The organism is Pseudomonas sp. EA_65y_Pfl2_P74 (assembly GCF_963970575.1).
Taxonomy (GTDB): domain Bacteria; phylum Pseudomonadota; class Gammaproteobacteria; order Pseudomonadales; family Pseudomonadaceae; genus Aquipseudomonas; species Aquipseudomonas baetica_A.
In genome coordinates, this window is sequence record NZ_CAXAOQ010000021.1 from 1 (window position 1) to 26,343 (window position 26,343).

Genomic DNA, 26,343 nt, shown 5'->3' on the forward strand with positions numbered 1-26,343 from the left:
AAGCAGCATCTTAAGTAATGCGGCTCTGCGTTCAGGTGAATAGTACGGCACGACCAGTCTCTTTCCGCCCCCGATATGCTTTTTTTGGAAAAACCGGAGAGGCGACAACTATCCTGACACCGGGGGACAGCCGCTAGAACCCATTGAACCAGCATCGCCAGACTCCTTCTGTAAAGAGATGGAAATCGCCAGTCAGTAGTAGTCGAAAAATAAAGGACATGCTCGCGCAACATCGCCGGTCATGTATCGAGCGATTGAAACAAGGAGAGAGAACCCGAAAAAGCCAAATTACAGGCAAAAAAAATCCCAAGCAGCTGATGGAAGCTCGGGATTTAAAAATGCATAAACCGTGGTGGTGAACGCGGGACAAATGTTACTGAAACTCCCACCCTGCTACAAGGTATTTTTCATAACCGGTTGGTTAAATAAAATCGTAAGCTATTAAATATCCACACATTTTAAAAGACTGCTGGCGACAAAAGGCGATCCACTCAGCCAATCTCAAACTCGACATCACAAAAATCAGCCTGACCGGACACCCCTTCAGCACACTCCCCATGTGCGCCCGAGAAGGATTAAAGCCCCCCCTCTGGATGCGCCGAATTGGCGACTCAAGGCTGGGCCTTGCAAACCCCAGACAACAAAAAAGGGCCCACCTTTCGGTGAGCCCTTCTAGACCGCCCAGCAGAGCGGATTTTGTTTGGTAGGCGCGATTGGACTCGAACCAACGACCCCCACCATGTCAAGGTGGTGCTCTAACCAACTGAGCTACGTGCCTGCTGTGAGGCGGCATTCTACGGAATTCCGAAGGGGTGTCAACACCTTTTTTTCACCTAACCCTATGAATATGCAAAATATTTAATTTGCGGCCAATGAAGAAGATTTTCCGGTGGCTGGCGGAGGTTTTTCAACTCCGGTAGGATCGACGCACTCGTAAAATATATTAAACAGAGGCGACAGAATGGCGAACACCCTTTACCCAGAGTCTTATTACGCTGCGTCGGCCAATGCCGTACCGCCACGTCCAGCCTTGCAGGATGATGTGGAGACGGATGTCTGTGTAATCGGTGCCGGGTATACCGGGCTGTCCTCGGCCCTGTTCCTTCTGGAGAACGGTTTTCGCGTGACAGTGCTGGAGGCCGCCAAAGTCGGCTTCGGCGCTTCAGGACGCAATGGCGGGCAAATCGTTAACAGCTATAGCCGCGACATTGATGTGATCGAGCGTACTGTTGGCCCGAAACAGGCGCAGTTGCTCGGCGAGATGGCCTTCGAAGGCGGCCGGATCATTCGCGAGCGCGTGGCCAGGTACAACATCCAGTGCGACCTGAAGGACGGCGGCGTATTCGCCGCCCTTACGGCCAAGCAGATGGGTCATCTTGAATCGCAGAAGCGTCTATGGGAGCGCTTCGGGCACTCACAACTCGAACTACTCGATCAACGCCGCATCCACGAAGTCGTCGCGTGTGATCAGTACATTGGCGGCATGCTCGACATGAGCGGCGGCCACATTCATCCGTTGAACCTTGCGCTGGGCGAAGCGGCTGCCGTGGAGTCCCTTGGCGGCGTCATCTATGAACAGTCGCCAGCCGTGCGCATCGAACGCGGCGCCAATCCGGTCGTGCACACGCCGCAAGGCAAGGTCAGGGCCAAATTCATCATCGTTGCCGGCAATGCCTACCTCGGCAATCTGGTGCCGGAACTGGCAGCCAAATCGATGCCGTGCGGCACGCAAGTGATCACCACAGAACCGCTGGGTGAAGAACTGGCGAAAGCGCTATTGCCGCAGGACTACTGCGTCGAAGACTGTAACTACCTGCTCGATTACTACCGCCTGACTGGCGACAAACGCCTGATTTTCGGCGGCGGCGTGGTGTACGGCGCGCGGGATCCGTCGAACATCGAAGCAATCATCCGCCCGAAAATGCTCAAGGCTTTCCCGCAGCTCAAGGACGTGAAGATCGACTACGCCTGGACCGGCAACTTTCTGCTGACGCTGTCGCGTTTGCCGCAAGTTGGACGTCTGGGCGACAACATCTATTACTCGCAAGGTTGCAGCGGCCATGGCGTGACCTACACACATCTGGCAGGCAAGGTATTGGCAGAGGCACTGCGTGGTCAGGCTGAGCGTTTTGATGCGTTTGCCGACTTGCCGCACTACCCGTTCCCGGGTGGGCAAATGCTGCGTACGCCGTTTGCTGCGCTGGGTGCCTGGTATTACGGCTTGCGTGACAAATTCGGAATGTAAAAAAGGGCCGCTGAACAGCGGCCCTTTTTATTGAACGCAAGGCGTTTAGAGGTGATCCCGAGCAATCCCGCTACGGATCCGCAAGATATCCGCCAACACCGCCAAGGCGATTTCCGCAGGTGTCTTGCTGCCCAGGTTCAGGCCGATCGGCGCGTGAATCCGCGCCAACTCGCCCTCCCCCAATCCGCCAATCCTGCGAAGGCGCTCAAAGCGTTTCTGCGACGTCTGCTGTGAACCCATCACGCCAATGTAAAAGGCCTCGGTGCGCACCGCCTCCATCATTGCCAGATCATCGATACGCGGATCATGCGTCAGCGCCACCACCGCCGTGTCGCGATGGCAGCCACCGTCGGCAATGAACACCGACGGCAATTGCCGACGAATCTCTACGCCACTGAGTACCACGCCTTCGAGCACCTCATCACGCGGATCGCAGAGAATCACTTCGAAACCCAAGCCAACCGCAAACTCGGCACACGCCTGCGCCACGCTGGAATACCCGGCAAGCAAAAGACGCTGAGCCGCACCAACGCGGATTCGTACCCGATCGATCTCACGCTCGATCCGCGCACCCTGTTCGCGATCTGCAAAAAGGCTGCGCGCACCACTGGCCAGATCGACTTCACGAATCAGCCGACGCTGACCAAGCAGCGCCGATTCCAGTTCACGCAGATGCGCCTGCACGTCACAGCCAGCGTCAAATTTCTCTACCAGCACATCGAGAATACCGCCACAGGGCAGACTGACCCGCGAACGCGGATCGTCGCCTTCGCCGTAACGCACGACGTTGACCGCATCGAAAAACGCACCCTCGGCGAGGCGCTCGAGAAAATCCTCCTCGACACAGCCGCCGGACAGCGACCCGATCCACTGCCCGCCGTCATTCACTGCCAGCAGCGAACCCGGCGCACGCGGCGCCGAGCCGTAGGTGGTCAACACGGTGCAGAGCCAGATGCACTGCCCCGCTACCGACCACTCCAATGCACGCCGCACCACTTGCAGATCGAGATGCTGCATGTCAGTGCGCCTTGTGCTCGATGGGCGGCGCGTCAGCTTGCAGCTTCTGAACTTCGCTTACCGCCAACTCTCCGGACTGGCCGCCCCACCCTTGACGCAGGTAGTTGAGCAGATCGGTCAGTTGCTCAGGACTGAGCTTGTCGGCAAAACCCGGCATCGGTTGCATGTGTTCGAACCCGGAGAATTTCTGCTCGCCGATACCGTCCTCGATGACCCGCAACAGATTGCGTGGATCTTCCAGACGCAGCGTGGTGTTGCCGCGCATGGCAACAGCGATGTGCGGCTTGCCTTCACCACCCGCCGCGTGACAACCGGCGCAGACATTCAAATATTCCTGACGGCCCCGTTGGGCACTCGCGCCAAGCTTGTCGACCGGCACGGCGACGAGCTCTTTGGCTGCCGGCGGTTGATCGCCGAGCAGGAAGGTCGCCATGGCTGCCAGATCGGTATCATTCAAGCCCTGAGTGCTGTTGTGGAACACCGGGAACATCTCGTTGAACATCGTGCCCTGCGCGCTCATGCCATGCTTGAGGAATGTGCTCAGGTCCTGATGATTCCAGCCGCGAGCGGCCAGATCAGTGGCCAGCAGGCTCGGCGCCAGATAGCCATTGAGGATGCCACCAGTGAGACGCTTGTCCATTTGCATTGCGCCCGACAGCCCGCGTGGCGTATGGCACTCGCCGCAGTGGCCGAGGACGTCGACCATGTACTGGCCACGCTTCCAGGCGTCGCTTTTGCCGTCGGCAGATTCCAGCTTCACGTCTTTGCCGTACATCATGTTCCAGCCCATCAGGCCCAGACGCACATTGAACGGAAAGCTCAGGCTGGTGACCGGCGCTGCCCGCTCGATCGGCTCAACGGTTTTGAGGTACGCATGAATCGCATCCGAATCTTCGCGCGGCATCAGGTGATACGAGGTGTACGGCATCGCCGGATACAGGTTTGCGCCGTCACGACGCCTGCCCTCGGTCAACGCAGCGTAGAACTCGTCATCACTGTACAAACCGATGCCATGCTCTTTGCTCGGGGTGATGTTGGTGCCGTAGATCGTGCCGAACGGCGAGACGATTGGCAGCCCGCCGGCAAATGGCGCGCCACCCGGTGCAGTGTGGCAAGCCATGCAGTCGGCGGCGCGGGCGAGGTATTGGCCGCGCTTGACCTGATCATCGGCGTGGACAAACAACACTGGCGCAGCCAGCCCGACCGCCAGGGTCAGGCGGGTCAGTAATAGCTTCATGCTTAACCCTCCTTGACCAGGCCGAGATCGGTCAGCACGTTGCGGGTCGCGTTGTAATAACGCACGTACCCGGTGCAACGGCATATGTGATGACCGAGGCTGTCCTCGATGACTTGTTCGAGTTTGCTTTGGACGATTGGCTGGCGTTGCAGCTTTTCCACCAACACGGTCGCGGCGTTGACGAAGCCCGGCGCGCAGTAGCTGCACTGGAAGGCGAACTCATCAACAAAGCGCTGCTGGATCGGATTCAGCTCGGTGACCTGCCCGCTCTCGTCACGCTTGGCGTGCGATTCGATGGTGCGGACTTTCTTGCCTTCGAAGTAATGCGCGCCGGTAATGCAGGTGCGCACTTCTTCGCTGGTGCCGTCCGGGTTATCGACGATCACCACGCAAGCGTGGCAAATACCCTGGCCGCAGCCCAGACGCGAGCCAGTCAGGTTTTTGTATTCGTGCAGGTAGTCGATCATCGGCAGGTCATCAGGGATGTCCACCGGGCCGACGGATTGACCATTGAGGGTCAGTTGAAGCGGACGGTTAGCCATTGAGGGCCTCCTTGATGCGCGCAGCAGTGATAGGCAGATCGCGAACACGTTTACCGATGGCGTGCGCCACGGCATTACCAATGGCGCCGACCACCGGAATCATCACCACTTCAGCGATACCTTTGGACGGATCGCTGGGTGACAGCGGTGGCAGAATCTCTGCCGTCTGCTTCCACACCGCGACATGCCGGGCCATTGGCAGGCGATAACGGTTGAAGTTCCAGTCACCCTCCCCCGGCCCGCCCTCGTACAGCGGCATCTCTTCCATCAGCGCATGACCAATACCCATGGCGACCCCACCTTCGAGCTGCCCCTTGACCAGTTCTTCAACCAACACCCGACCGCATTCGACCCAAGAATGATGGTTGAGCACTTCGACTTGCGCCGAGCCTTTGTTGACCTTCAACTCGACCAGGGTGGCGACCGGGCTGTAGTAAGTCACCGCCGCGTTGTTCAACTGAACAACCGGGTAGTTGATGTTCTGGCGATCCAACAGGTGGAAACCCGCCGTGCTCATCAGCGCTTTCTTCGCCTTCGGCGCACCATCGCCGTACTTCACCGCCAGACCGTCAAGCGGCAAACACTCGCGCACGCCGTCGATGCTGTATTCGGCCTCGGCCCAACTCCAGCGGTTGAACGCATGAACAGTGGCGCCGGTCACCAGACCGCGCTCATGAGCGTGCTTGGCCAACTCTTCGAAACTCAACGGCTGCATGCCGTTGGCCGTGAGTTTGCCGTCGACCCAATGCGCGTCTTCACGACGCACGACGTAAGGGTTGGCTTGACCGCCGTAAGGCCCCTGACGCCAGATTTCCATGGCCGCCGGCCACAAACCGTTGTTGAACAGCACGCGCGCTGCCTCACGGGTTGCGTGGCTGAAGTAGTAAGCCGAGTTGGTCGCCGAGGAAGCCGAAGCCAGCTTGCCGACCCAACGCGGGTTGCGCAGCAGATTGTCCTGCTCGGCCTGGCTCATGATGTAAGGGTTGCCGCTGGTAATCAGCTGCATTTCCTTCCATTCGGTTTCGCCGGTCTTCACTTCATGGGCAGGGCTACCGAGGAAATCAGCGACGACCAGGGCTTGCGAAGTCGACATGCCGGTGCCGATTTCAATGCCGATATGACGCAGGGTGATGCGCCCCTCGGCAGTGAATTCGATACTGGCCATCGGTGCTTCGGAGCCGGTGCCGAAGTCTTTCTGACAAATGGCGAAACCGACGCCGTACCAGTTGTCCGGATCGGCTGCTTCGCGCTGCTTCTTGATGGCGTCACGGTTTTTCCAGACTTCGTGCACTGCGGCCTTGTCGAGAATCTCGTGCAGGCGCAGAGCACCGGCCGGGATCGCGCCCTGAGTGTTCTTCATACCCGAACGCAACGCGTTCTTGCGGCGCAAATCGATCGCATCGACGCCGAGCCGATTGGCAATTTCATCAACCATCATTTCGGTCGACGCCATGCTTTGCAGCGTGCCGTAACCGCGCATCGAGCCCGCCTCAACAGCGCGTGAGTGATAAGCGGTGACCTGCAGATCGTTCTGCGGCATGTAATAGATCGACTGCGCCGCCGTGGCGCCAACTGCCGCAACCGAGGGGCTGTAGTTGACCCGCCCGCCACCGTCGACACTCATTTCGGCGCGGAAAATCTTGAAGGTGTAATCGTTCTTGTCCACGGCCAATTGGTAGCGGATGTCGAACGGGTGGCGCTTGATGCCGCTCTGGAATTGCTCGTAGCGATCGTTGGCCAGGCGCACCGGCACACCGGCACCGTAAAGCGCAGCGAGTGCTGCGTAGTAAACGAAGATGTTGTGGTCTTTGGAACCGTAACCGACGGTGTAACCGGGGTGCATGTTCAGGTTCGCCAGACCGAAGCGCGAGGGCGCGATCATTTTCGCGGTCTCGGTCGCAGCTTCCAGTGGGCACTGGGTCGCCACCACGAAGTGCAGCGTCTTGGTGGCCGGGTCGTACCAACCGTTCCCGTTGTCCGGCTCCATGGCGGCAGGTTCGATCGATGGGGTCTTGTAACGCTCGTCGAACACCAGCCAGTTATCCGGCGGCGTATCGATCTCTTTCTTCATGCGGTCGGCGTAGAACAAACCGCGTTCGGTCAGGTTGCCGTGCAGGTTCGGCAGGGAATTCCACACCGGACGACGGTTTTTCAGCATCGGGAACAGGATCGAGTCCTTGAGGCTGGCGAATTCATCTTCGTCTGCCGACGTCGGGCCACCCACACGTACGTAGCGGAAACTGCCGTAGGGGTCGCCTTCGTAGTAAGGCACCTTGGCGCCGTAACGAATCGCTTTGTCATTGAATTTGAGCTTGTTCTTGGCCTGACGAAAACGCTCGAAGTCGTTCCAGATCAGGATAGCGACCGGGTGGCCGATGAACATCGGCACCTTGCCCTCAGGCAAAAGTGGATCTGGCGCGTGCTCTTCCGGGAAAACGATACCGTCCTTGTCCAGATCGGCTGCGGTGACGATGCGGTCAGGCTGCAAATCGGCGCCCAGCCACGACAGGTCGTAACCGTTATAGATATGGTCAGCCTTGATGGTTTTGAGCAGCATGGCGTGGCCTTGCTGCTCAGGCCAACCCGGCATGTCCCTGGAGCGGATGTCGCGAGCAAACACCTTGCTGCCGCAGACCTTGGACAGGGCGTCGTTACGCTGGCGCGCCTTGCCGTTGTTGCCGAGCCACTTTTCGGACGGCACGGTGACGCTGTTTTCCATCAAGGCAGCCAGCGCCTGACTGCTGAGCGGCGTGAGCGTAACGCTCACTCCCGCCACCAGCCCACCCTGAAGGAACGAGCGCCGGGATATTTCACGGTTGGACATGGATCATCCTCTGGGCGGTTATGAGTCCACCCTTCTGGTTATCTACTGGGAATCTCGAGTCTTGCAGAAGCCCTTTCTGGCGAGGCCAAGAGCCGTGTTGACAGTGCAAAGCTGACCGAAAGGTTAACTTTAAAGGTTTCTGCGGCTGCGGCAAACAAGCAGTTACAAAAATCTGACTAAAGAATCAGAATTACTGCAACCTTGCGCCGCAGCAAGTCACTGGACAAAACGCTGTCCAGCTTCTGCAGGAGTGAGCCTGCTGTCTGCGTCCGCCCAGTACAAATCAATCCAAAGCAGGTACCTGAAATGCCCCGTACCGACACATTCACATTAGTCAAAGGCCAGTTTTTAAACGATGCATCTCGCTATGTGCTCTTCTGCGATAAAAGGCGTGAATAGCCCACACCACCCCAACGAATAGCAACCCTGTCCCAAGCGCTTCCATAGGAGAGGGCCAGCGCTGGTTGATGAGCAAACCCATCGCAGTTGCATAAATAGTCCCACTGGCGATCAATTGCCCGCTCAGCGCCAGAGGTAGGCGCCGGGTTGCGATTGACCATGCCCAGGCACCTGCAAGGGTGGCTCCCACGCCCTGAATTAATCCACAGACTATTAGCGCCTGAGTACCTGCCAACCCGCCCGAATGGCTAGCGAAGTGGGACAACTTCAAGTAAAGCCCAGCCGGGATGAAAGCCAGCATTTCGACGCTGCACATGAAGATCAGCATGGCGGACCACAACATGGGCGACATACTTGGGCGTCGAGCCAAAGCACTTTCATTTATCAGGCCAAAACCCGTCCAGAATCCGATTGCAAGCAACGATGCCAGGAGCCCAAACATTATCGAGGTTGTCGGTAGCACCACCGTGGCGCTACCAAAATCAAACACGCTCAAGTTGACCAGACTGATGCCTAAAGCCGCCACCAACAACGGCCCGGAAATGGCGCGCCAAGGCACGCTGGAGCTGCGCATGTTGCCGGCAATCGCAAGCACGATAGGCACTGACCCCATCATCACCGGAGGGATCACCGGCCCGGCTGCCAAGACCGCAGTGGTAATCAGAAAGAAGTAACCGATGTATCCCAGGAAGCCCAACAGTGCGGCGCAAGCCCAGTCGCCCAGCCTCAACTGCCGCACTTCGCCACGGTAAACAAACAGCACTAACAGACTACCCAAACCGGCAAAGGCATAGCTCACCACAGCCAGATCAAAAAGACTGTAATCGCCGACAAGCCCCGGAAAGATGTAAAGCAGCGACCAAGAAAAAGTGGCAGCAATGGCCGCTAACAAGCCAAGGGTCATACGCTTTGCTCCTGCCCAGCCTGCTTGCGGATCCAGCAATGAGCCATTTGCCGCGCAGTGTCGAATACCTGCGCGTCCTGGCCCATGGCGCCGGTGACAAAACTACCCTCCAGCAAGATAAACAACCCCTCAGCAACTACGTGAGGGTCGCTCAGACCGGCACTCACGGCCAATGCAGTAAGGTTTTCGCGCACCCCTTGCTTATGCCTGCTTACAGCCAAATGCACTGGGTGGCTAAATTGTGGGAATTCAGCCGCACTGTTGACGAACAGACATCCGCGCCCGCTATCTTTCAAAAGAAAGCGTTGATACAGATCGAAAAAAGCGAGCATTCCACTGACAGGGTCAGGTTGTCTTGCCAAAGTGCGCGCGACCTCTTCGCGCCAGCGCAGATCACGCTTCTCGAGGCAAGCCACGATCAGCGCATCCTTTGAGGGGAAATGGCTGTAGAGCGTCATCTTGGTAACACCCGCCATCGCGGCGATGGCCATCACACCAGTAATGTATATACCTTCCGACAGAAACAGCTTCAGCGCTGAGTCAATCAATCGCTCACGGGTATTGTCCAATTTCAGGCACTCCGGCATCGGGACGGAGTTGACTATACTGACCGGTAAGCTGGAGACACATCCAGATACGACCTTAATCATGGCCGTCACGACACAGACCGCAGCATGCCAACGCAGCAGTAAATCGCAAGATTTGGTCTGTCCTGAATTTCGCTACGCTGTATAAGCGCTCAAAGGCCTCGCGTGGTTATACGGACGCCCGCTTTGCGGCAGCGACTCAGTGATTTCATTTGCACACTGCGAATACTGGAGTTCGGAAGGTGAGCTGGCCGCGCGCTTACAGCCTGCTCACGATGGTGATGTGCATCTTCCAAAGATATTGGCTGCACTGGCGCTATCGCCAGCAGGCTCCCACAGGGATTTGTGCTCAATATCGGTCGACTGAAAGAAGCCAAACGGGAAAGGTCAAATTTCAGACACAAAAAACCCCGGTCTTTCGACCAGGGTTTTTGCTATCGCTTCCGAATCAGCCAACGGCTTTTTCGGTGCTTCAAGGCGTTCAGTGGTCCTTGAAACAGATATGGCGCAGCGGACGGGACTCGAACCCGCGACCCCCGGCGTGACAGGCCGGTATTCTAACCGACTGAACTACCGCTGCGTATCGCTTTGAGCTTGCGCTCAAGTAACTCGTTTTGACTGAAAGCTTCGGTGCTTTGCAATCGCGAACCAGACAATGCCTGACTCGTAAAATATGGCGCAGCGGACGGGACTCGAACCCGCGACCCCCGGCGTGACAGGCCGGTATTCTAACCGACTGAACTACCGCTGCGCGTCGGTGCAGGCACTTTCAGCCTACGCTCTTGCTTACGCAAGTCTCTCGGGGAGTGGTGGGTGATGACGGGATCGAACCGCCGACATTCTGCTTGTAAGGCAGACGCTCTCCCAGCTGAGCTAATCACCCGTTTGCATCTCCGAGGCCGCGAAATTTACGCAGGTAGTGAACCTAAGTCAATAGCAGGATTGAAGTTTTTTTCAAAAACAGCTTTCAGCGATAAGTGTCGAGCAACAAGCAAAAGCAAGAACACATACACCAGGCGCCTCACTGCCGTGCTTTGACTTACAGCTTGAAGCTGGCTTTCACTGCGCGTAAATCATCTTCTTGGTCATACCGCCATCGACCACGAACTCCTGCCCGGTGACAAATCCGGCATTGCGCGACAGCAGCCACGCCACCATCGCCGCCACATCCTCGACCGTCCCTACCCTGCCCGCCGGATGTTGGGCATGATCGGTATCGGCCAGCGGTTCGGCGCGACGCGCGCAAGGATCGCGCGCATCGATCCAGCCCGGACTGACTGCATTGACGCGAATCTCTGGCCCGAGGCTGATAGCCAGCGCATGCGTCAACGCCAACAGACCGCCCTTGCTCGCCGCATATGCCTCGGTATCCGGCTCGGACTGCCCGGCACGGGTCGACGCCAGATTGACGATCGAGCCGTTGTGCGCTCGCAGATAAGGAGCACAATGCTTGGCCAGCAACATCGGCCCACTGAGATTCACCGCCAGCACCCTATTCCAGTAAGCCAGATCCAGGCTTTCCAGGGTGATGTTGTGCGGATCAGCGACCGCCGCATTGCACACCAGCGCATCGAGACGCCCAAACTGCCCCAACACCTCAGCCACGCCCAGCGCGACCTGGCTTTCCTGCGCCACGTCCATGGCGATGAACCAGGCGTTCTCGCCCAGCACTTTCGCCACTTTCGACCCACGCGACCGATCAAGATCCGTCAGCACGACCTGCCAGCCTTCGCTGATCAGCCAGGCAGCGATGCCCAGGCCGATTCCGCGCGCGGCACCCGTGACCAGCGCAACACGGCCATGGGTCCCCGCTTTCAGAGTGGACAACTCGATCACAACGCCGCCAGACCGCGCGCCAGGTCGGCTTGCAGGTCGACCACGTCTTCCAGCCCTACGGCGATGCGGATGAGACTGTCGCGGATGCCTGCTGCTTCACGCTCCTGCGGCGCGAGTCGGCCGTGAGAGGTGGTGCTCGGGTGCGTGATGGTGGTTTTGCTGTCGCCGAGGTTGGCGGTAATCGAGATCAACCGGGTTGCATCAATAAAACGCCAGGCGCCCTCTTTGCCACCCTTGACCTCGAAACTCACCACGGCACCGAACCCCTTCTGCTGGCGCTGGGCCAACTCGTGCTGCGGATGGCTCTTGAGACCGGCGTAATGGACTTTTTCGATGCCCTCCTGCTGCTCCAGCCATTCAGCCAGTTGTTGCGCGTTGGCACAGTGGGCCTTCATCCGCAGGTTCAGGGTTTCCAGACCTTTGAGGAAGATCCACGCGTTGAACGGGCTCAGCGTTGGCCCGGCGGTACGCAGGAAACCGACGACCTCTTTCATCTGCTCGCTACGACCAGCCACCACGCCGCCCATGCAACGGCCCTGGCCGTCGATGAATTTGGTCGCCGAGTGCACGACGATGTCCGCACCGAGCTTCAATGGCTGCTGCAACGCAGGCGTGCAGAAGCAGTTATCGACCACCAGCATAGCGCCCTTGGCGTGAGCGATTTGCGCCAGCGCGGTGATATCCACCAACTCAGCCAGCGGATTGGAGGGCGACTCGACGAACAGTAATTTGGTATTGGGCTTGATCGCCGCCTCCCAAGCCGAAAGTTCGGCCAAGGGTACGTAATCGACTTCAACGCCGAAACGCTTGAAGTACTTCTCGAACAGGCTGATGGTCGAACCGAACACACTGCGCGATACCAGAACATGATCGCCGGCACTGCACAGACTCATCACCACCGCCATGATCGCGGCCATACCCGTGGCGGTCGCAACAGCCTGCTCGGCGCTTTCCAGCGCCGCAATGCGCTCTTCAAACGCGCGCACCGTGGGGTTGGTGTAACGCGAGTAGACGTTGCCCGGCACTTCACCAGCAAACCGCGCAGCCGCGTCGGCAGCGGTGCGGAACACGTAGCTGGACGTAAAAAACATCGGATCACCGTGCTCACCTTCCGGCGTACGGTGCTGACCGGCACGTACGGCCAGGGTATCGAACGCTACGCCTTCGAGGTCGCTATCAAGCCGACCGGCATCCCATTCCTGACTCATGCTGTCACTCCTTGCCCTGCGCTGAATAAATGGAAGTCTTTTGCCAGATACAAAACCGGCCCCTCAGGGCCGGTAGAAACTCAGTTGTTGTACAGATCGATGATCGCACTGACCGCTTGGGTCTTGACCTTCGAGGCATCGTTGCGTGCCTGTTCGATCTTGTCCAGATAAGCCTCGTCGACGTCGCCAGTGACGTACTTGCCGTCGAACACCGCGCAATCGAAGTTTTCGATCTTGATCTTGCCGCCGCCGACCGCTTCGATCAAGTCAGGCAAGTCCTGATAGATCAGCCAGTCAGCACCGATCAGATCAGCCACATCCTGAGTCGAACGGTTGTGAGCGATCAATTCATGAGCACTTGGCATGTCGATGCCGTACACGTTCGGGAATCGCACTGCTGGAGCGGCCGAGCAGAAGTAGACGTTTTTCGCGCCGGCTTCGCGGGCCATCTGGATGATCTGCTTGCAAGTGGTGCCACGAACAATCGAGTCGTCGACCAGCATCACGTTCTTGCCGCGGAATTCCAGCTCAATGGCATTGAGCTTCTGGCGTACCGACTTCTTGCGGGCAGCCTGACCCGGCATGATGAAAGTACGACCGATGTAACGGTTCTTGACGAAACCTTCGCGGAACTTCACGCCCAGATGGTTAGCCAGCTCAAGCGCTGCAGTGCGACTGGTGTCGGGGATCGGGATAACCACATCGATGTCGTGCTCTGGACGCTCGCGCAGGATCTTCTCGGCGAGCTTCTCACCCATGCGCAGACGGGCCTTGTAAACCGACACACCATCAATGATCGAGTCCGGACGCGCCAGGTAGACGTGTTCGAAGATGCACGGAGTCAGGGACGGGTTGGTCGCGCACTGACGGGTGTGCAGCTTGCCGTCTTCAGTGATGTAGACCGCTTCGCCCGGTGCCAGATCGCGAATCAGAGTGAATCCGAGCACGTCCAGGGAAACGCTTTCCGAGGCGATCATGTATTCGACGCCTTCGTCGGTGTGACGCTGGCCGAATACGATCGGGCGAATACCATGCGGGTCACGGAAACCGACAATGCCGTAACCGGTCACCATCGCCACGACGGCGTAACCGCCAACGCAACGGTTGTGCACGTCGGTGACAGCGGCAAACACGTCTTCTTCGGTCGGCTGAAGCTTGCCGCGCTGGGCCAGCTCGTGAGCGAAAACGTTCAACAGCACTTCCGAGTCGGAACTGGTGTTGACGTGACGCAGATCGGATTCGTAGATCTCTTTGGCCAACTGCTCAACGTTGGTCAGGTTGCCGTTATGCGCCAAGGTGATGCCGTAAGGCGAGTTGACGTAAAACGGCTGAGCTTCGGCCGAAGTCGAGCTGCCCGCAGTCGGGTAGCGAACATGACCGATACCCATATGGCCGACCAGGCGCTGCATGTGACGCTGATGAAACACGTCACGCACCAGACCATTATCCTTGCGCAAGAACAACCGGCCATCATGGCTGGTCACGATACCGGCAGCGTCCTGGCCGCGGTGCTGGAGCACGGTTAGCGCGTCATACAGCGCCTGATTGACGTTCGACTTACCGACGATACCGACGATGCCACACATGCGACGCAACCCCTACTTTATGGATCTGAACTGAACAACACTCACTGCGGCGTTTTGGCCGACGGCAAGAGCTGCTCCTTGAACGGAATATCAGCGGGTACGCTGATTCCGCTGGCAAGCCACTGACTGCTCCACCCGAGAATCAGGTTTTTGGACCAGTCGGCGACCAATAGAAACTTTGGCACGAGCTGTGATTCTTTCCACCACCCGTCCTGCTGTACCGGCCCCAGGCTTAACAGCCCGACCGCCACGACCACCAGCAACACGCCACGCGCAGCGCCGAAGGCCATGCCGAGGAATCGATCGGTCCCGGATAACCCGGTGACGCGAACCAACTCGCCGATAAGATAATTGATCATTGCGCCCACGATGAGTGTGGCGACAAACATGATGGCACAGCCCGCGATCACGCGGGCCGATGGGGTTTCGATGTATCCGGCGAGGTACTCGGACAGTGAGCCACCGAACATCCAGGCGACAGCTCCTGCGATGATCCAGGTCACCAGCGATAATGCTTCCTTGACGAAGCCGCGGCTCAAACTGATCAAAGCGGAGATGGCGATGATTGCAACGATCGCCCAGTCAACCCAGGTAAATGGCACAGTGCAGCCTACAGACGGATAAGGCGGCGCATTTTAGCAGAGCGCATGGCTGTCGGTAAGCTGCGATTGTCAGTGCTTTTCAATCAGCGTGATAGTTTTTAACCGCGCTCAGGCTGGAAGCGCACGACAAAACCCTTGAGGTTCTGCTGGCGACTCAACAAATCACGCAGACGATCGGCCTCAGCGCGCTCGATCAGAGGCCCGACGAACACCCGATTCTTGCCATCAGCAGAACGGATGTAGGCGTTGTACCCTTGGCTGCGCAGGGTTTTCTGCAGGCTTTCGGCATTGGCACGGCTCGACAGGCTAGCCAGTTGCACCGACCAGCTCACCGACAGACCATTGGCATCGACACGACTCTGCGTGGTGTCAGGCTTGGTCGGCGCTGCAGCAATAGGCTGAGAAGGCGCAGGAATCGGCTTGGCCACGGGTGCCGGAGTCGGCTTGGTGACTGGCGCCGAAGCCACAGGTGCCGGTGAAATCGGCGCAGAAGGCGCCGATTGCTCGGCGACCTCTTCATCACTTGGCACAGGCTCTTGCGGCAAGTCTTGCGGCTCAGGCACGGCAACCGGCTCCAACTGCACTGGCGTCACGGCAGGCGCTTGCGGAGCAGCCGGCGCATCAACCGTGACCTGGCGCTGCTCATCCTGCCGGGAAAACAGCATCGGCAGGAAAATCACCGCCAGCGCCACCAACACCAGAGCGCCGACCATGCGCTGTTTGTACGCTTTATCCAGCAAAGCCATTTGCCGCTTCCTCCGTGGAGCGCCGGACCAGCCATTCAAGGGCCTCGGCGACACAATAAAATGATCCGAACAACAGAATCTCGTCGTCGCTTGTGGCCACAGCGCACTGCCCTTCCAGAGCGGCGGCGACACTATCGTATGACGTGACGGATGCGCCAAGGTTCTGCAATGCCGCATGTAATTCATTCACCGGGCGAGCACGTGGCGAATCGAGCGGCGCCACAGCCCAGTGCTCGACACTAGCATTCAATTCGCCGACAACACCCTCCAGATCCTTGTCCGCCAGCAAGCCGAATACCGCCAGACGTTTGCCAACCGGAGGCCGCGAAGCCAGGCGACGAGCCAGATACTCGGCCGCATGCGGATTGTGACCGACATCCAGCAACAGGTTCAGGCGCTTGCCGTTCCACTCGAACGGACGGCGATCCAGACGCCCAACCACACGCGTCGCCTGCAAGGCCGCCGCGATCTGCGGCGCATTCCACGGCAAACCGAGCAATAAATAAGCCTGCAACGCCAGCGCGGCGTTTTCCATCGGCAGATCGAGCAGTGGCAGATCGTGCAACTCGACAACACAGCCCTGCGCGTCAGTCCCGCGCCACTGCCAGTACCGATCAGTGATGCCCAGGTCGAAGTCACGCCCACGCAGGAAGAACGGGCACGCCAGTTCGCGAGCCTTGTCGAGTAGCGGTTGCGGAGGATTGAGGTCGCCACACAAGGCCGGTTTGCCCTGGCGGAAGATACCGGCCTTCTCGAAGGCCACAGACTCGCGTGTATCACCCAGATAGTCGGCGTGATCAACACCAATGCTGGTCACCAGTGCAATATCGGCGTCCACCACATTGACCGTATCCAGACGCCCGCCCAGACCGACCTCAAGCACCACAGCGTCAAGCCCGGCCCGCTGAAACAGCCAGAACGCCGCGAGGGTGCCCATTTCGAAGTAAGTCAGGGAAGTGTCGCCGCGCCCAGCCTCTACGGCAGCAAAAGCCTGGCACAACTGCGAATCAGTGGCTTCGACGCCATTGAGTTGCACCCGTTCGTTATAACGCAGCAGGTGCGGAGAATTGTAGACACCAACGCTCAGGCCCTGTGCCCGCAGCAAAGAAGCCACAAAAGCGCAGGTTGAACCCTTGCCGTTAGTGCCGGCAACCGTAATCACCCTGGGCGCCGGCTGGCCCAGCCCCATGCGGGACGCTACCTGTTGCGAACGCTCCAGCCCCATGTCGATGGCCGAGGGATGCAACTGCTCAAGGTAGGCGAGCCACTCGCCAAGGGTGCGCTCGGTCATAGGTTGGCAGGCACCGGCGGAACCACGATTGGCTCGATTGGCGCTGCGACGAACACCGGCGTCGGCTTGCCGGTCATTTGTGCCAGCAGGTTACCCAGACGTGGGCGCAGTTCCTGACGGTGGATGATCATGTCGATTGCACCGTGTTCCAGCAAGAACTCGCTACGCTGGAAGCCTTCCGGCAGTTTTTCGCGCACGGTCTGCTCGATAACGCGCGGGCCGGCGAAACCGATCAGGGCCTTCGGTTCGCCAACGATCACGTCGCCTAGCATGGCCAGACTGGCTGAAACGCCGCCGTAGACCGGATCGGTCAGCACGGAGATGAACGGGATGCCCTCTTCACGCAGACGCGCCAGCACAGCGGAAGTCTTGGCCATCTGCATCAGCGAGATCAGCGCTTCCTGCATACGCGCACCACCGGAGGCGGCGAAGCAGATCATCGGGCAACGATTTTCCAGCGCGTAGTTGGCAGCACGCACGAAACGCTCACCGACGATGGCGCCCATGGAACCGCCCATGAAGCTGAATTCAAACGCCGAAACCACCACCGGCATACCCAGCAGGGTGCCGCTTACGGAAATCAGTGCGTCTTTTTCACCGGTCTGCTTTTGAGCAGCGGTCAGGCGATCCTTGTACTTCTTGCCGTCGCGGAATTTAAGACGGTCAACCGGCTCCAGATCGGCGCCCAGTTCATTGCGACCTTCGGCATCGAGGAAGATGTCGATGCGCGCCCGTGCGCCGATGCGCATGTGGTGGTTGCACTTGGGGCAAACGTCCAGGGTCTTTTCCAGCTCCGGACGGTACAGCACAGCCTCGCAGGACGGGCATTTGTGCCACAGACCTTCAGGCACCGAGCTCTTCTTGACCTCCGAGCGCATGATCGAAGGGATCAGTTTGTCTACTAACCAGTTGCTCATGCTTTCTTTCTCCAGTACCGGCGGCCCGAACGCTCTGGTTCGCAGCCCCGCGTATGCCCTTCAGCTAAATTCATGTGTGTGGCGATGATTGGTGGGGCGCCGGGCCAGCAAAACTGACCTTCGTACAACCCAAAAACCCTCAGCCTCGCCTGCTTTGTGCAAGTGCATTGATGGACGGCGGCAGACTGCCAGCCGTCACATCAATATGGCGCTTTGCGTACAGCGTTGATGAACGCCCGAATCTTTGCATGATCCTTGATGCCTTTGCTCGCTTCTACCCCACCGCTGACATCCACCGCGTAAGGCCGAACCCGCGCCACGGCGTCTGCAATGTTCTCGGGGGTCAGCCCGCCCGCCAGAATCAGCGGCTTGCTCAACCCCCGAGGAATCAATGACCAGTCGAACGCCTCGCCGGTTCCGCCGGGCACCCCCTCGACATAGGTGTCGAGCAGCACGCCGCTGGCGGTCGGATAGGCGTTGCAGGCGCCAGCAATGTCGTCACCGGCCTTGACCCGCAATGCCTTGATGTAAGGACGATGCCAGCTTTCGCACTCATGCGCCGGTTCATCACCATGGAACTGCAACAGATCCAGCGGCACGGCATCGAGGATTTCCCCCAGCTCGCAGCGACTGGCGTTGACGAACAGGCCCACCGTGGTCACAAATGGCGGCAATGACTTGATGATCGCCCGCGCCTGCTGCACGGTCACCGCGCGCGGGCTCTTGGCGTAGAACACGAATCCGATCGCATCCGCCCCGGCCTCAACAGCAGCCAACGCGTCTTCCATGCGGGTAATCCCGCAAATCTTGCTGCGAACGGCTGACATGTCGATAAAAACTCCGAGGCAAATCCGGGAAAGTCCCGGATGGTAACAAAAGCGTTCGAGGGCGTCAGCCGTCAAGTTCCGAGAAACCCGTCAGGAAGTGTGGCCCGATAAAACGCTCGGGCAACGGGAACTCATCGTGGTACTCGACCTGCACCAGATACAGACCATACGGATGCGCCGTCACACCACCGGAACGACGTTCGCGGCTTTCCAGCACTTCCTTCATCCATTCAACCGGGCGCTCGCCCGCGCCGATGGTCATCAGCACGCCAGCGATGTTGCGCACCATGTGGTGCAGGAAAGCATTGGCGCGGATATCGAGCACGATCATCTTGCCGTGACGGGTCACGCGCAGGTGATGCATCTTCTTGATTGGCGACTTGGCCTGGCACTGACCGGCACGAAACGCGCTGAAATCATGGGTGCCGATCAGGTATTGCGCGGCCTCGGCCATGCGTTCGACATCCAGCGGACGGTGATTCCAGGTGATTTCTTCGTTGAGATGCGCCGGACGGATCTGATCGTTGTAGATCACATAGCGATAACGCCGGGCGATGGCTTTGAACCGCGCATGAAAGTGCGCCGGCATCACCTTGGCCCAACTGACACTGATGTCGTGGGGCAGGTTAATGTTGGCGCCCATCACCCAGGCTTTGAGCGAGCGATCGACTTGAGTGTCGAAATGCACCACCTGTCCACAGGCATGTACGCCCGCGTCGGTACGCCCGGCGCACTGTAGCGAAACCGGCGAGTTGGCGACTTTCGACAAAGCTTTTTCGAGGGCTTCCTGCACTGTAGCCACACCGGTGGACTGACGCTGCCAGCCACTGTAGCGCGAGCCTTTGTATTCAACGCCCAGCGCGATGCGGTAAAAGCCGTCGGGCGCCATTTCGGCGACCGGGTTATCTATGTTTGCCAAGGTGGGACAGCCTGCTGTTTTTGCAAAGGCGGGCATTATAAGGCTGTGAACCGGGGATGCCAGTGAGTTCTCTGCCGACCGGCCCAGCCTCTTCGCAAGCAAGCCCGCACACCATTGAAATGCATTCCAACGCTGGGAGCAGGCTCGCTCGCGAAGACGGCCAATCAAGCACCGCCGAATCCAACCCAAACAAAAACGGCAGCCTCAATGGGCTGCCGCTTTGTTTACCGCTAATGGCTGAATCAAACCAGGTTCGACAGCATTTCCCTGGCTTCGCCGCGCTGCTTCTCGTCACCCTCGGTCAACACCTCGTTGAGAATGTCACGGGCGCCGTCGCTGTCGCCCATATCGATGTAGGCCTGGGCCAGATCAAGCTTGGTCGCCGCCTCGTCGGTGCCGGCGAGGAAATCGAAATCGTCTTCGCCCAGATCCCCACCCAGCGCCGCATCAGCTTCGGTGAACGTTGGCTCGGCAATGCTCTGCGACAGACGATCCAGCTCGGCATTGACGTCATCGAGTTCGGCAGCGAACGCATCCGGTTCAGCGGCTGGATTGCTATCCATCTCGTCAGACAGCGACAGATCGAAATCGGCTGGCAGCTCCAGATCATCCTGCGGCACGTCAGCAACGACCGGCGGCTCGACCGGCGGCAGGTCCTTCACTCCTTCATCAAGATCCAGCAGGAAGTCGTCATCGGCCAATGCGGCCGTGGACGGGGCTGGCTCGGCACCAAGATCCAGATCCAGATCGAAATCCGACAGGTCATCCAGGTTCTCTTTGATGTCGGTCTGCTGTTGCAGCACCGATTCAAAACTCAGGTCGTCGTCTGACGGGAATTCGTCGAGTTCAACGGGCGCTTGCGGCTCAACGACGGGTGCAGGCTCCACCGGGGTAATGTTGTCGAGGTCATCCAGACTCAGGTCAAACGTGCTGTCCAGATCATCTTCCACAGATGCCGGTGCGGGCTCTTGCGGCTCATCCAGCAGCAAGTCCTTGACGTATTGTGCATCCAGTTCGGCGGCGACAGCGGCAGCCGCCAGACCAGCCGTAACCGCTACCGCCATGGCCGGGAAGCGACTTTTCAGTTCTTCGACCTTGGCGAAGTTGTCGCCATTGGCCACCAATTGACGCTCCTGCCCCACGAACGCATCGCGGTCGCCCTGCTGACCGTAGACTTCCATCAACTTCAGACGCAGGTCACTGCGCTGCGGCTCGAGGCTGACGCCCTCTTCCAGCAACGCAGCAGCCTGGTTCAGGCGACCGGCACTGATGTGCGACTGCGCCTTGTCCAACACATCGTCAGAACGCTCGGCTGCCGGCGCAACCAGTGGCGCGGCAATAGGTTCGGCCATCACGATAGGCGCCACTACTGGCGCTGGAGTTGGCGCTGGAGCCGGCGTATTGAGTTTGACGCTCGCAGCAGGCACTTCCAGACCTTCGAAGCTGCTTTCCGGCAGATCCTGCTCGGCGGAGAAGTCTTGTTCATCGGCCAGAGCGCGGGCCATGCGCACATGCTTATCAGCTTCTTGCTGGGCTTTGCGGCGACGGGCCAACAACAGCAGCAAGAGCAGCAGAACGACGGCACCACCACCAACCAGGCCCAGCAGGACCGGATTGGTCAGCAGTTCGTTGAATGTCTTCTCGTCATCGACAGCCGGTTTCGGCTCGACAATTGGAGTCTCAGCCGGCGTATCAACCGGCGGCGCAATAGCCGATTCCGGGGTCGGAGAGGCCGATGCAGCTTCTGCAGGCGTAGCAGCCAACTCGGCGGTGATGGCCGGCACCGGTGCAACAGCAGGATTCACGGCTGGCGCAGCGCCAGGCCCTTCGGCCTGCATTTTCGCCAGTTGATTGTTCTTCAGCTCGATCAGGCGTTGCAGCTTGTCCAGTTGGCTTTGCAGATCGGCCATGCGGCTTTTCAGTTCCTCATTGTCACGACGAGTCGTGTCGAGGCTTTCCTGAGTGACCGCAAGCTTATCGCTCAAGGCCTTGGCATCGCCTGCCGGGCCTTTACCGCGCGCCTTCGCGCTTTCGGCCGAAACCAGGCTCAGTTTGTCTTCGGCATTCGGCGCAACACCGGTATTGGCGCGACCACGCTTGGTCGCATCAAGCTGTTGCTGGCCGGTGCCAGGCTTGGCCACATAGCGACGCCCCTGACGCCAGGCTTCGTTCTGCGCTGCAACTTCAGCGATGGCCCTGGACTGCGGCAGCGCAGTGCTTTGCACCGAGTCCGGCAAGCGCAGCACCTGACCGGTTTTCAGCAGGTTGATGTTGCCGCCAATGAACGCGTCCGGGTTAAGCGCCTGAATCGCCAGCATGGTCTGCTGCACCGAACCACCGTTGCGCGCCTTTGCCGCGATTTCCCACAAGGTATCGCGTGGCGTCGTGGTGTACTGGGCAGGATGCGTTGCGCCAGTGGTCGGCGCGGTGATGGTTTGCGACGGCGCCGGTTGCGCGGCGGCGTCAGCGGTCTGCGGCGAGAACTTCGACGGATCGAGCAACACGCTGTAATCGCGCAGCAGACGGCCATTGGGCCACATCACCTGCACGAGGAATTTGACCATCGGCTCCGACAACGGCTTGCTCGACGTCACGCGCAGTACGCTTTTGCCGCTGGCGTTGAGCACCGGGGTGAAGGTCAGATCGTTTAGAAAGGCCTGACGATCGACGCCGGCCTTGGCGAAATCTTCAGGGGAAGCCAGGCTCGGCACCACTTCGGCCGCGGTGAGATCCTTGACGTCGAGCAACTCGATCTCGGCCATCAGCGGCTGGTTCAGGGTCGACTTCAGGGTCAGTTCCCCGAGCCCGAGGGCATGCGCCATACCGGAGGACAGCGCCGAGGCGGCCGCTATTGCTAACACCAGTTTGCGAACTTGAACCATAGCCTCATCCTTTGTTTGAACGTTCCTCGGCCAGCGAGAAGATGTTGATTGCCGCTGCCGTAAGGCATTGCGCGCGACGACGACAGATGCCGCGCGCGATCATTTCATTGATGCCCCGGAAGGTCCCGGAGGGTGACACGTCGTCAAGCGCTTCGGGCAAGCATAGCGCTCACCTAGAATCGGTCGACAAATTGTTGCCAAGTATCTTTTACAGCAGGTCTTTTATCAACAATTCAGCCACCTGCACAGCGTTAAGGGCTGCACCTTTGCGTACGTTATCTGACGTCAGCCACAGATTAAGTTCCGCCGGGTCGTCGACACCACTGCGCACGCGACCGACATAGACAACGTCCTGCCCTACCGCATCACCGACTGCTGTCGGGTAATCACCGGCTTCAACCAGCTCGATTCCCGGCGCATCTTCGAGTGCAGCGTTGATTTTTTCCAGGTCGACAGCCTTTGCTGACTGCAAGGTCACGCTAAGGCTATCGCCAAAAAACACCGGGGCTTGAACGCAAGTTGCGGAAATCTTTAATAAAGGCTGGGCCAGCACCTGACGCAACTCGCGCACCAGACGTTTTTCCAGCAGCGTATGGCCCGCTGCGTCAGGCGTGCCGACCTGAGCCAGCAGATTGAACGCCATCTGCCGGTCAAAGAACGTGGGCTCCAGCGGACGCATGTTCAGCAGTTCGGCAGTCTGTCGCGCCAACTCGCTGACCGCTTCGCGCCCCTGGGCGGAAACGGCCAGATTGGCGGTGACATTCACGTATTGCAGGTCGATCAGATCACGCAGCGGCGCCAGCACCACGGCGAGCGTGGTAGCCGACGGACTCGGGCTGCTGACCTGAAACGGCGCTTTCAAACCGGCAAGCACATCGGCGTTGGCTTCCGGCACCACTTGCGGCGCTTGCTCGGCCGACAAGGCGCCGGACAGGTCGATCAGCGAGCAACCGGCGGCATGGGCGCGAGCGGCGTAGCTCAGGGTGATGGCCGGGCCGGCGGCGAAGAACACCAGTTTGACCTTGCTGAAATCGAACTCATCGACTTCGCGCACGCGCACATTCTTGTTACGGAACAGCACAGAGCTGCCGGCAGACTCGCTGCTGGCCAGCAGGTGCAGGTTGCCGACCGGGAAGTCGCGCTCTTCGAGAATCTGTACGAGGGTTTCGCCGACAGTACCGGTGGCGCCGATCACGGCAATATCTAGGGTCTGGGTCATGGTGCGGCCTCTGGCGAAACGGGGGGAGCGGCACTTTACCGGGTGACCGCCATGCAGGCAATTTCTGCGGGATTTGTGGTGGCCGTCCGGACGCCTTCGCGAGCAAGCCCCCACACACTTGAAATGCATTCCCATGTGGGGCTTGCTCGCGAAAAGGCCGGCACAGTCACCCGAAAAAATTCAGGCATAAAAAACCCGCACCTCTCACAAGGGGCGGGCTCTTTCATGGCTTCAAGCGATCAACGCTCCAGCAGGATCCGCAGCATGCGACGCAGCGGCTCAGCCGCGCCCCACAGCAGTTGGTCGCCGACGGTGAAGGCGCCGAGGAACTGCGAACCCATGTTCAATTTGCGCAGACGACCGACCGGAACATTCAGGGTGCCAGTGACCTTGGTCGGGCTCAGCTCCTGCATGCTGATCTCGCGCTGGTTTGGTACCAGTTTGACCCAAGGGTTGTGCTGACTGATCAACCCTTCGATGTCGGCGATCGGCACATCTTTGTTCAGCTTGATGGTCAGCGCCTGGCTGTGGCAACGCATGGCGCCGATGCGCACGCAGATGCCATCGACCGGAATCGGGCTCTTGAAACGACCCAGAATCTTGTTGGTCTCGGCCTGGGCCTTCCATTCTTCACGGCTCTGGCCGTTCGGCAGTTCCTTGTCGATCCACGGGATCAGGCTGCCGGCCAGCGGTACGCCGAAGTTCTCGGTCGGGTACGCGTCGCTGCGCATGGCTTCGGCCACACGACGGTCGATGTCGAGAATCGCGCTCGCCGGGTCGGCCAGTTGATCGGCGACAGCGGCGTGGGTCGCGCCCATCTGCTTGATCAGCTCACGCATGTTCTGCGCACCGGCACCAGAAGCGGCCTGATAGGTCATGGCGCTCATCCACTCGACCAGACCCGCCTCAAACAGACCGCCCAGCCCCATGAGCATCAGGCTGACGGTGCAGTTGCCGCCGACGTAGTTCTTGGTGCCTGCATCCAGTTGCTGGTCGATGACCTTGCGGTTGACCGGATCGAGAATGATGACCGCGTCATCGTTCATGCGCAGGCTGGAAGCCGCGTCGATCCAGTAGCCCTGCCAGCCGGCTTCGCGCAGCTTCGGGAACACTTCGCTGGTGTAGTCGCCGCCCTGGCAGGTCAGAATCACGTCGAGGGTCTTCAGCTCATCAATGCTGTAAGCATCCTTGAGCGGAGCAATGTCCTTGCCCACAGACGGGCCTTGGCCACCGACATTGGACGTGGTGAAAAACACCGGCTCGATTAGATCGAAATCCTGCTCTTCCAGCATCCGCTGCATGAGCACGGAACCGACCATCCCGCGCCAACCGATCAGACCTACACGTTTCATCGCAACTACACCTTTTTGAAAAGTGGGCCGCTGCTTTGTATTGAATTTCGCAGCGGGCCCGAGAGATTACAGATTCCGCAGCGCGGCGACTACTGCGTCACCCATTTCCTGCGTACCGACTTTGGTGCAACCGGCCGAATAGATGTCACCGGTGCGAAGACCTTGATCCAGCACCACGCTGACGGCTTTTTCGATGGCATCGGCCGCGTCGTGCAGATTGAAGCTGTAACGCAGCATCATCGATACCGACAGAATGGTCGCCAAGGGGTTGGCGATGCCTTTGCCTGCGATGTCCGGCGCCGAGCCGTGGCAAGGCTCGTACATGCCCTTGTTGTTGGAGTCCAGCGAAGCGGACGGCAACATGCCGATGGAGCCGGTGAGCATCGACGCTTCGTCGGACAGAATGTCGCCAAACAGGTTGTCGGTCACGATCACGTCGAACTGCTTCGGTGCGCGCACCAGTTGCATGGCGGCGTTGTCGACGTACATGTGGCTCAGCTCGACCTCTGGGTAATCCTTGGCCACCTGCTCGACCACTTCACGCCACAGTTGGCTGGACGCCAGCACGTTGGCCTTGTCCACCGAGCACAGCTTCTTGCCGCGCACCATGGCCATGTCGAAACCGACACGGGCGATGCGGCGGATTTCGCTTTCGCTGTACGGCAGGGTGTCGTAGGCCTGACGCTCGCCGTTTTCAAGCGTGCGGGTGCCACGAGGCGCGCCGAAGTAGATGCCGCCGGTCAGCTCACGGACGATCAGGATGTCCAGACCGGCAACGATTTCCGGCTTCAGGCTCGACGCGTCGGCCAACTGCGGGTAGAGAATCGCCGGACGCAGGTTGCCGAACAGGCCCAGTTGCGCACGGATTTTCAGCAGGCCGCGCTCAGGGCGGATGTCGCGCTCGATGGTGTCCCATTTCGGGCCGCCCACGGCGCCCAGCAGCACGGCGTCGGCAGCACGGGCACGGTCGAGGGTTTCGTCGGCCAGCGGCACGCCGTGTTTGTCGATGGCGGCGCCACCGATCACGTCATGGCTCAGCTCGAAACCCAGGCTGTACTTGTCGTTGGCAAGCGTAAGAACCTTGACCGCTTCGGCCATGATTTCCGGACCAATACCATCACCTGGGAGAATCAGAATCTGCTTGCTCATGCTTTCCTCGTGTCTTCAATCGGTGCGCCATTACCGGCACGCCCGGATAAATTC

Annotated in this window: 20 protein-coding genes and 4 tRNA genes; 1 reads left to right on the forward strand and 23 read right to left on the reverse strand. The window is 59.3% G+C overall.

Going from position 1 to position 26,343, the window contains the following annotated elements; all coding sequences use genetic code 11:
* Positions 1-701: 701 nt before the first annotated feature.
* Positions 702-778 (reverse strand) — tRNA-Val (locus AACY18_RS17520).
* A gap of 183 nt (positions 779-961) precedes the next feature.
* On the opposite strand from AACY18_RS17520, the gene AACY18_RS17525 reads away from it, so the two are divergent.
* Entirely contained in the window at positions 962-2,245 is a 1,284-nt protein-coding gene (locus tag AACY18_RS17525) for an NAD(P)/FAD-dependent oxidoreductase (protein WP_339433409.1), read from the forward strand.
* 45 nt (positions 2,246-2,290) lie between these two features.
* Here AACY18_RS17525 and AACY18_RS17530 read toward each other — a convergent pair whose 3' ends face one another.
* The 22 genes from AACY18_RS17530 to leuB form a co-directional block, all read right to left on the reverse strand.
* Positions 2,291-3,262 (reverse strand): XdhC family protein, encoded by a 972-nt coding sequence (locus tag AACY18_RS17530; RefSeq protein WP_339433410.1) that lies wholly within the window; start codon positions 3,260-3,262, stop codon positions 2,291-2,293.
* A 1-nt stretch (position 3,263) separates the two neighbouring features.
* Positions 3,264-4,499, reverse strand: a complete 1,236-nt coding sequence (locus tag AACY18_RS17535; protein ID WP_339465516.1) for a c-type cytochrome — start codon at positions 4,497-4,499, stop codon at positions 3,264-3,266.
* A 2-nt stretch (positions 4,500-4,501) separates the two neighbouring features.
* A complete protein-coding gene (locus AACY18_RS17540) occupies positions 4,502-5,041 on the reverse strand; it encodes a (2Fe-2S)-binding protein (protein WP_339433412.1) in 540 nt (179 codons plus the stop codon).
* Positions 5,034-7,865, reverse strand: a complete 2,832-nt coding sequence (locus tag AACY18_RS17545) for a xanthine dehydrogenase family protein molybdopterin-binding subunit (protein WP_339465517.1) — start codon at positions 7,863-7,865, stop codon at positions 5,034-5,036. Before AACY18_RS17545 ends, AACY18_RS17540 begins: the two co-directional genes overlap by 8 nt.
* Positions 7,866-8,199: 334 nt before the next feature.
* On the reverse strand, positions 8,200-9,168 hold the full coding sequence (locus AACY18_RS17550) for a DMT family transporter (protein WP_339465519.1): 969 nt from the start codon (positions 9,166-9,168) through the stop codon (positions 8,200-8,202).
* Positions 9,165-9,737 (reverse strand): TetR/AcrR family transcriptional regulator, encoded by a 573-nt coding sequence (locus tag AACY18_RS17555; RefSeq protein ID WP_339433415.1) that lies wholly within the window; start codon positions 9,735-9,737, stop codon positions 9,165-9,167. Before AACY18_RS17555 ends, AACY18_RS17550 begins: the two co-directional genes overlap by 4 nt.
* Positions 9,738-10,258: 521 nt before the next feature.
* Positions 10,259-10,335, reverse strand: a tRNA-Asp gene (locus tag AACY18_RS17560).
* A 94-nt stretch (positions 10,336-10,429) separates the two neighbouring features.
* Positions 10,430-10,506: transfer RNA gene (locus tag AACY18_RS17565), tRNA-Asp, on the reverse strand.
* Positions 10,507-10,562: 56 nt separating this feature from the next.
* Positions 10,563-10,638, reverse strand: a tRNA-Val gene (locus AACY18_RS17570).
* Positions 10,639-10,814: 176 nt separating this feature from the next.
* Positions 10,815-11,591: an SDR family oxidoreductase gene (locus AACY18_RS17575; RefSeq protein WP_339433416.1), complete on the reverse strand. Its 777-nt coding sequence runs from the start codon at positions 11,589-11,591 to the stop codon at positions 10,815-10,817.
* The gene (locus AACY18_RS17580) at positions 11,588-12,799 is read right to left on the reverse strand and encodes an O-succinylhomoserine sulfhydrylase (RefSeq protein WP_339433417.1); all 1,212 of its coding nucleotides are present in this window, start codon (positions 12,797-12,799) and stop codon (positions 11,588-11,590) included. The genes AACY18_RS17575 and AACY18_RS17580 overlap by 4 nt, the downstream gene beginning before the upstream one ends.
* Before the next feature lie 80 nt (positions 12,800-12,879).
* Positions 12,880-14,385 (reverse strand): amidophosphoribosyltransferase, encoded by a 1,506-nt coding sequence (purF, locus tag AACY18_RS17585; RefSeq protein ID WP_339433418.1) that lies wholly within the window; start codon positions 14,383-14,385, stop codon positions 12,880-12,882.
* A 41-nt stretch (positions 14,386-14,426) separates the two neighbouring features.
* Entirely contained in the window at positions 14,427-14,987 is a 561-nt protein-coding gene (locus tag AACY18_RS17590; protein ID WP_039771589.1) for a CvpA family protein, read from the reverse strand.
* A 98-nt stretch (positions 14,988-15,085) separates the two neighbouring features.
* Complete coding sequence (locus tag AACY18_RS17595; protein ID WP_339465522.1) at positions 15,086-15,733, reverse strand: SPOR domain-containing protein; 648 nt, start codon at positions 15,731-15,733, stop codon at positions 15,086-15,088.
* Complete coding sequence (gene folC / locus AACY18_RS17600) at positions 15,717-17,024, reverse strand: bifunctional tetrahydrofolate synthase/dihydrofolate synthase (RefSeq protein WP_339465524.1); 1,308 nt, start codon at positions 17,022-17,024, stop codon at positions 15,717-15,719. The genes AACY18_RS17595 and folC overlap by 17 nt, the downstream gene beginning before the upstream one ends.
* The gene (gene accD / locus AACY18_RS17605) at positions 17,021-17,941 is read right to left on the reverse strand and encodes an acetyl-CoA carboxylase, carboxyltransferase subunit beta (RefSeq protein WP_339433421.1); all 921 of its coding nucleotides are present in this window, start codon (positions 17,939-17,941) and stop codon (positions 17,021-17,023) included. Before accD ends, folC begins: the two co-directional genes overlap by 4 nt.
* Before the next feature lie 200 nt (positions 17,942-18,141).
* Entirely contained in the window at positions 18,142-18,768 is a 627-nt protein-coding gene (locus AACY18_RS17610) for a phosphoribosylanthranilate isomerase (protein WP_339433422.1), read from the reverse strand.
* Between the two features lie 64 nt (positions 18,769-18,832).
* The gene (gene truA, locus AACY18_RS17615; protein WP_339433468.1) at positions 18,833-19,657 is read right to left on the reverse strand and encodes a tRNA pseudouridine(38-40) synthase TruA; all 825 of its coding nucleotides are present in this window, start codon (positions 19,655-19,657) and stop codon (positions 18,833-18,835) included.
* Between the two features lie 272 nt (positions 19,658-19,929).
* Positions 19,930-22,569: a FimV/HubP family polar landmark protein gene (locus AACY18_RS17620; protein ID WP_339465525.1), complete on the reverse strand. Its 2,640-nt coding sequence runs from the start codon at positions 22,567-22,569 to the stop codon at positions 19,930-19,932.
* Positions 22,570-22,777: 208 nt separating this feature from the next.
* The gene (locus AACY18_RS17625; RefSeq protein ID WP_339433424.1) at positions 22,778-23,788 is read right to left on the reverse strand and encodes an aspartate-semialdehyde dehydrogenase; all 1,011 of its coding nucleotides are present in this window, start codon (positions 23,786-23,788) and stop codon (positions 22,778-22,780) included.
* A 239-nt stretch (positions 23,789-24,027) separates the two neighbouring features.
* The gene (asd, locus tag AACY18_RS17630) at positions 24,028-25,140 is read right to left on the reverse strand and encodes an aspartate-semialdehyde dehydrogenase (protein ID WP_339433425.1); all 1,113 of its coding nucleotides are present in this window, start codon (positions 25,138-25,140) and stop codon (positions 24,028-24,030) included.
* 66 nt (positions 25,141-25,206) lie between these two features.
* Complete coding sequence (gene leuB / locus AACY18_RS17635; RefSeq protein ID WP_064588354.1) at positions 25,207-26,289, reverse strand: 3-isopropylmalate dehydrogenase; 1,083 nt, start codon at positions 26,287-26,289, stop codon at positions 25,207-25,209.
* Positions 26,290-26,343: the final 54 nt, after the last annotated feature.

Coding starts and splice junctions, on each gene's coding strand:
- AACY18_RS17525 (WP_339433409.1), top strand. CDS start 962: ATGGCGAACACCCTTTACCCAGAGTCTTATTACGCTGCGTCGGCCAAT.
- folC (WP_339465524.1), bottom strand. CDS start 17,024: ATGACCGAGCGCACCCTTGGCGAGTGGCTCGCCTACCTTGAGCAGTTG.
- AACY18_RS17625 (WP_339433424.1), bottom strand. CDS start 23,788: ATGACCCAGACCCTAGATATTGCCGTGATCGGCGCCACCGGTACTGTC.
- AACY18_RS17620 (WP_339465525.1), bottom strand. CDS start 22,569: ATGGTTCAAGTTCGCAAACTGGTGTTAGCAATAGCGGCCGCCTCGGCG.
- AACY18_RS17550 (WP_339465519.1), bottom strand. CDS start 9,168: ATGACCCTTGGCTTGTTAGCGGCCATTGCTGCCACTTTTTCTTGGTCG.
- AACY18_RS17540 (WP_339433412.1), bottom strand. CDS start 5,041: ATGGCTAACCGTCCGCTTCAACTGACCCTCAATGGTCAATCCGTCGGC.
- AACY18_RS17595 (WP_339465522.1), bottom strand. CDS start 15,733: ATGGCTTTGCTGGATAAAGCGTACAAACAGCGCATGGTCGGCGCTCTG.
- asd (WP_339433425.1), bottom strand. CDS start 25,140: ATGAAACGTGTAGGTCTGATCGGTTGGCGCGGGATGGTCGGTTCCGTG.
- AACY18_RS17530 (WP_339433410.1), bottom strand. CDS start 3,262: ATGCAGCATCTCGATCTGCAAGTGGTGCGGCGTGCATTGGAGTGGTCG.
- AACY18_RS17535 (WP_339465516.1), bottom strand. CDS start 4,499: ATGAAGCTATTACTGACCCGCCTGACCCTGGCGGTCGGGCTGGCTGCG.
- accD (WP_339433421.1), bottom strand. CDS start 17,941: ATGAGCAACTGGTTAGTAGACAAACTGATCCCTTCGATCATGCGCTCG.
- truA (WP_339433468.1), bottom strand. CDS start 19,657: ATGGCGCCCGACGGCTTTTACCGCATCGCGCTGGGCGTTGAATACAAA.
- AACY18_RS17610 (WP_339433422.1), bottom strand. CDS start 18,768: ATGTCAGCCGTTCGCAGCAAGATTTGCGGGATTACCCGCATGGAAGAC.
- AACY18_RS17545 (WP_339465517.1), bottom strand. CDS start 7,865: ATGTCCAACCGTGAAATATCCCGGCGCTCGTTCCTTCAGGGTGGGCTG.
- AACY18_RS17580 (WP_339433417.1), bottom strand. CDS start 12,799: ATGAGTCAGGAATGGGATGCCGGTCGGCTTGATAGCGACCTCGAAGGC.
- leuB (WP_064588354.1), bottom strand. CDS start 26,289: ATGAGCAAGCAGATTCTGATTCTCCCAGGTGATGGTATTGGTCCGGAA.
- purF (WP_339433418.1), bottom strand. CDS start 14,385: ATGTGTGGCATCGTCGGTATCGTCGGTAAGTCGAACGTCAATCAGGCG.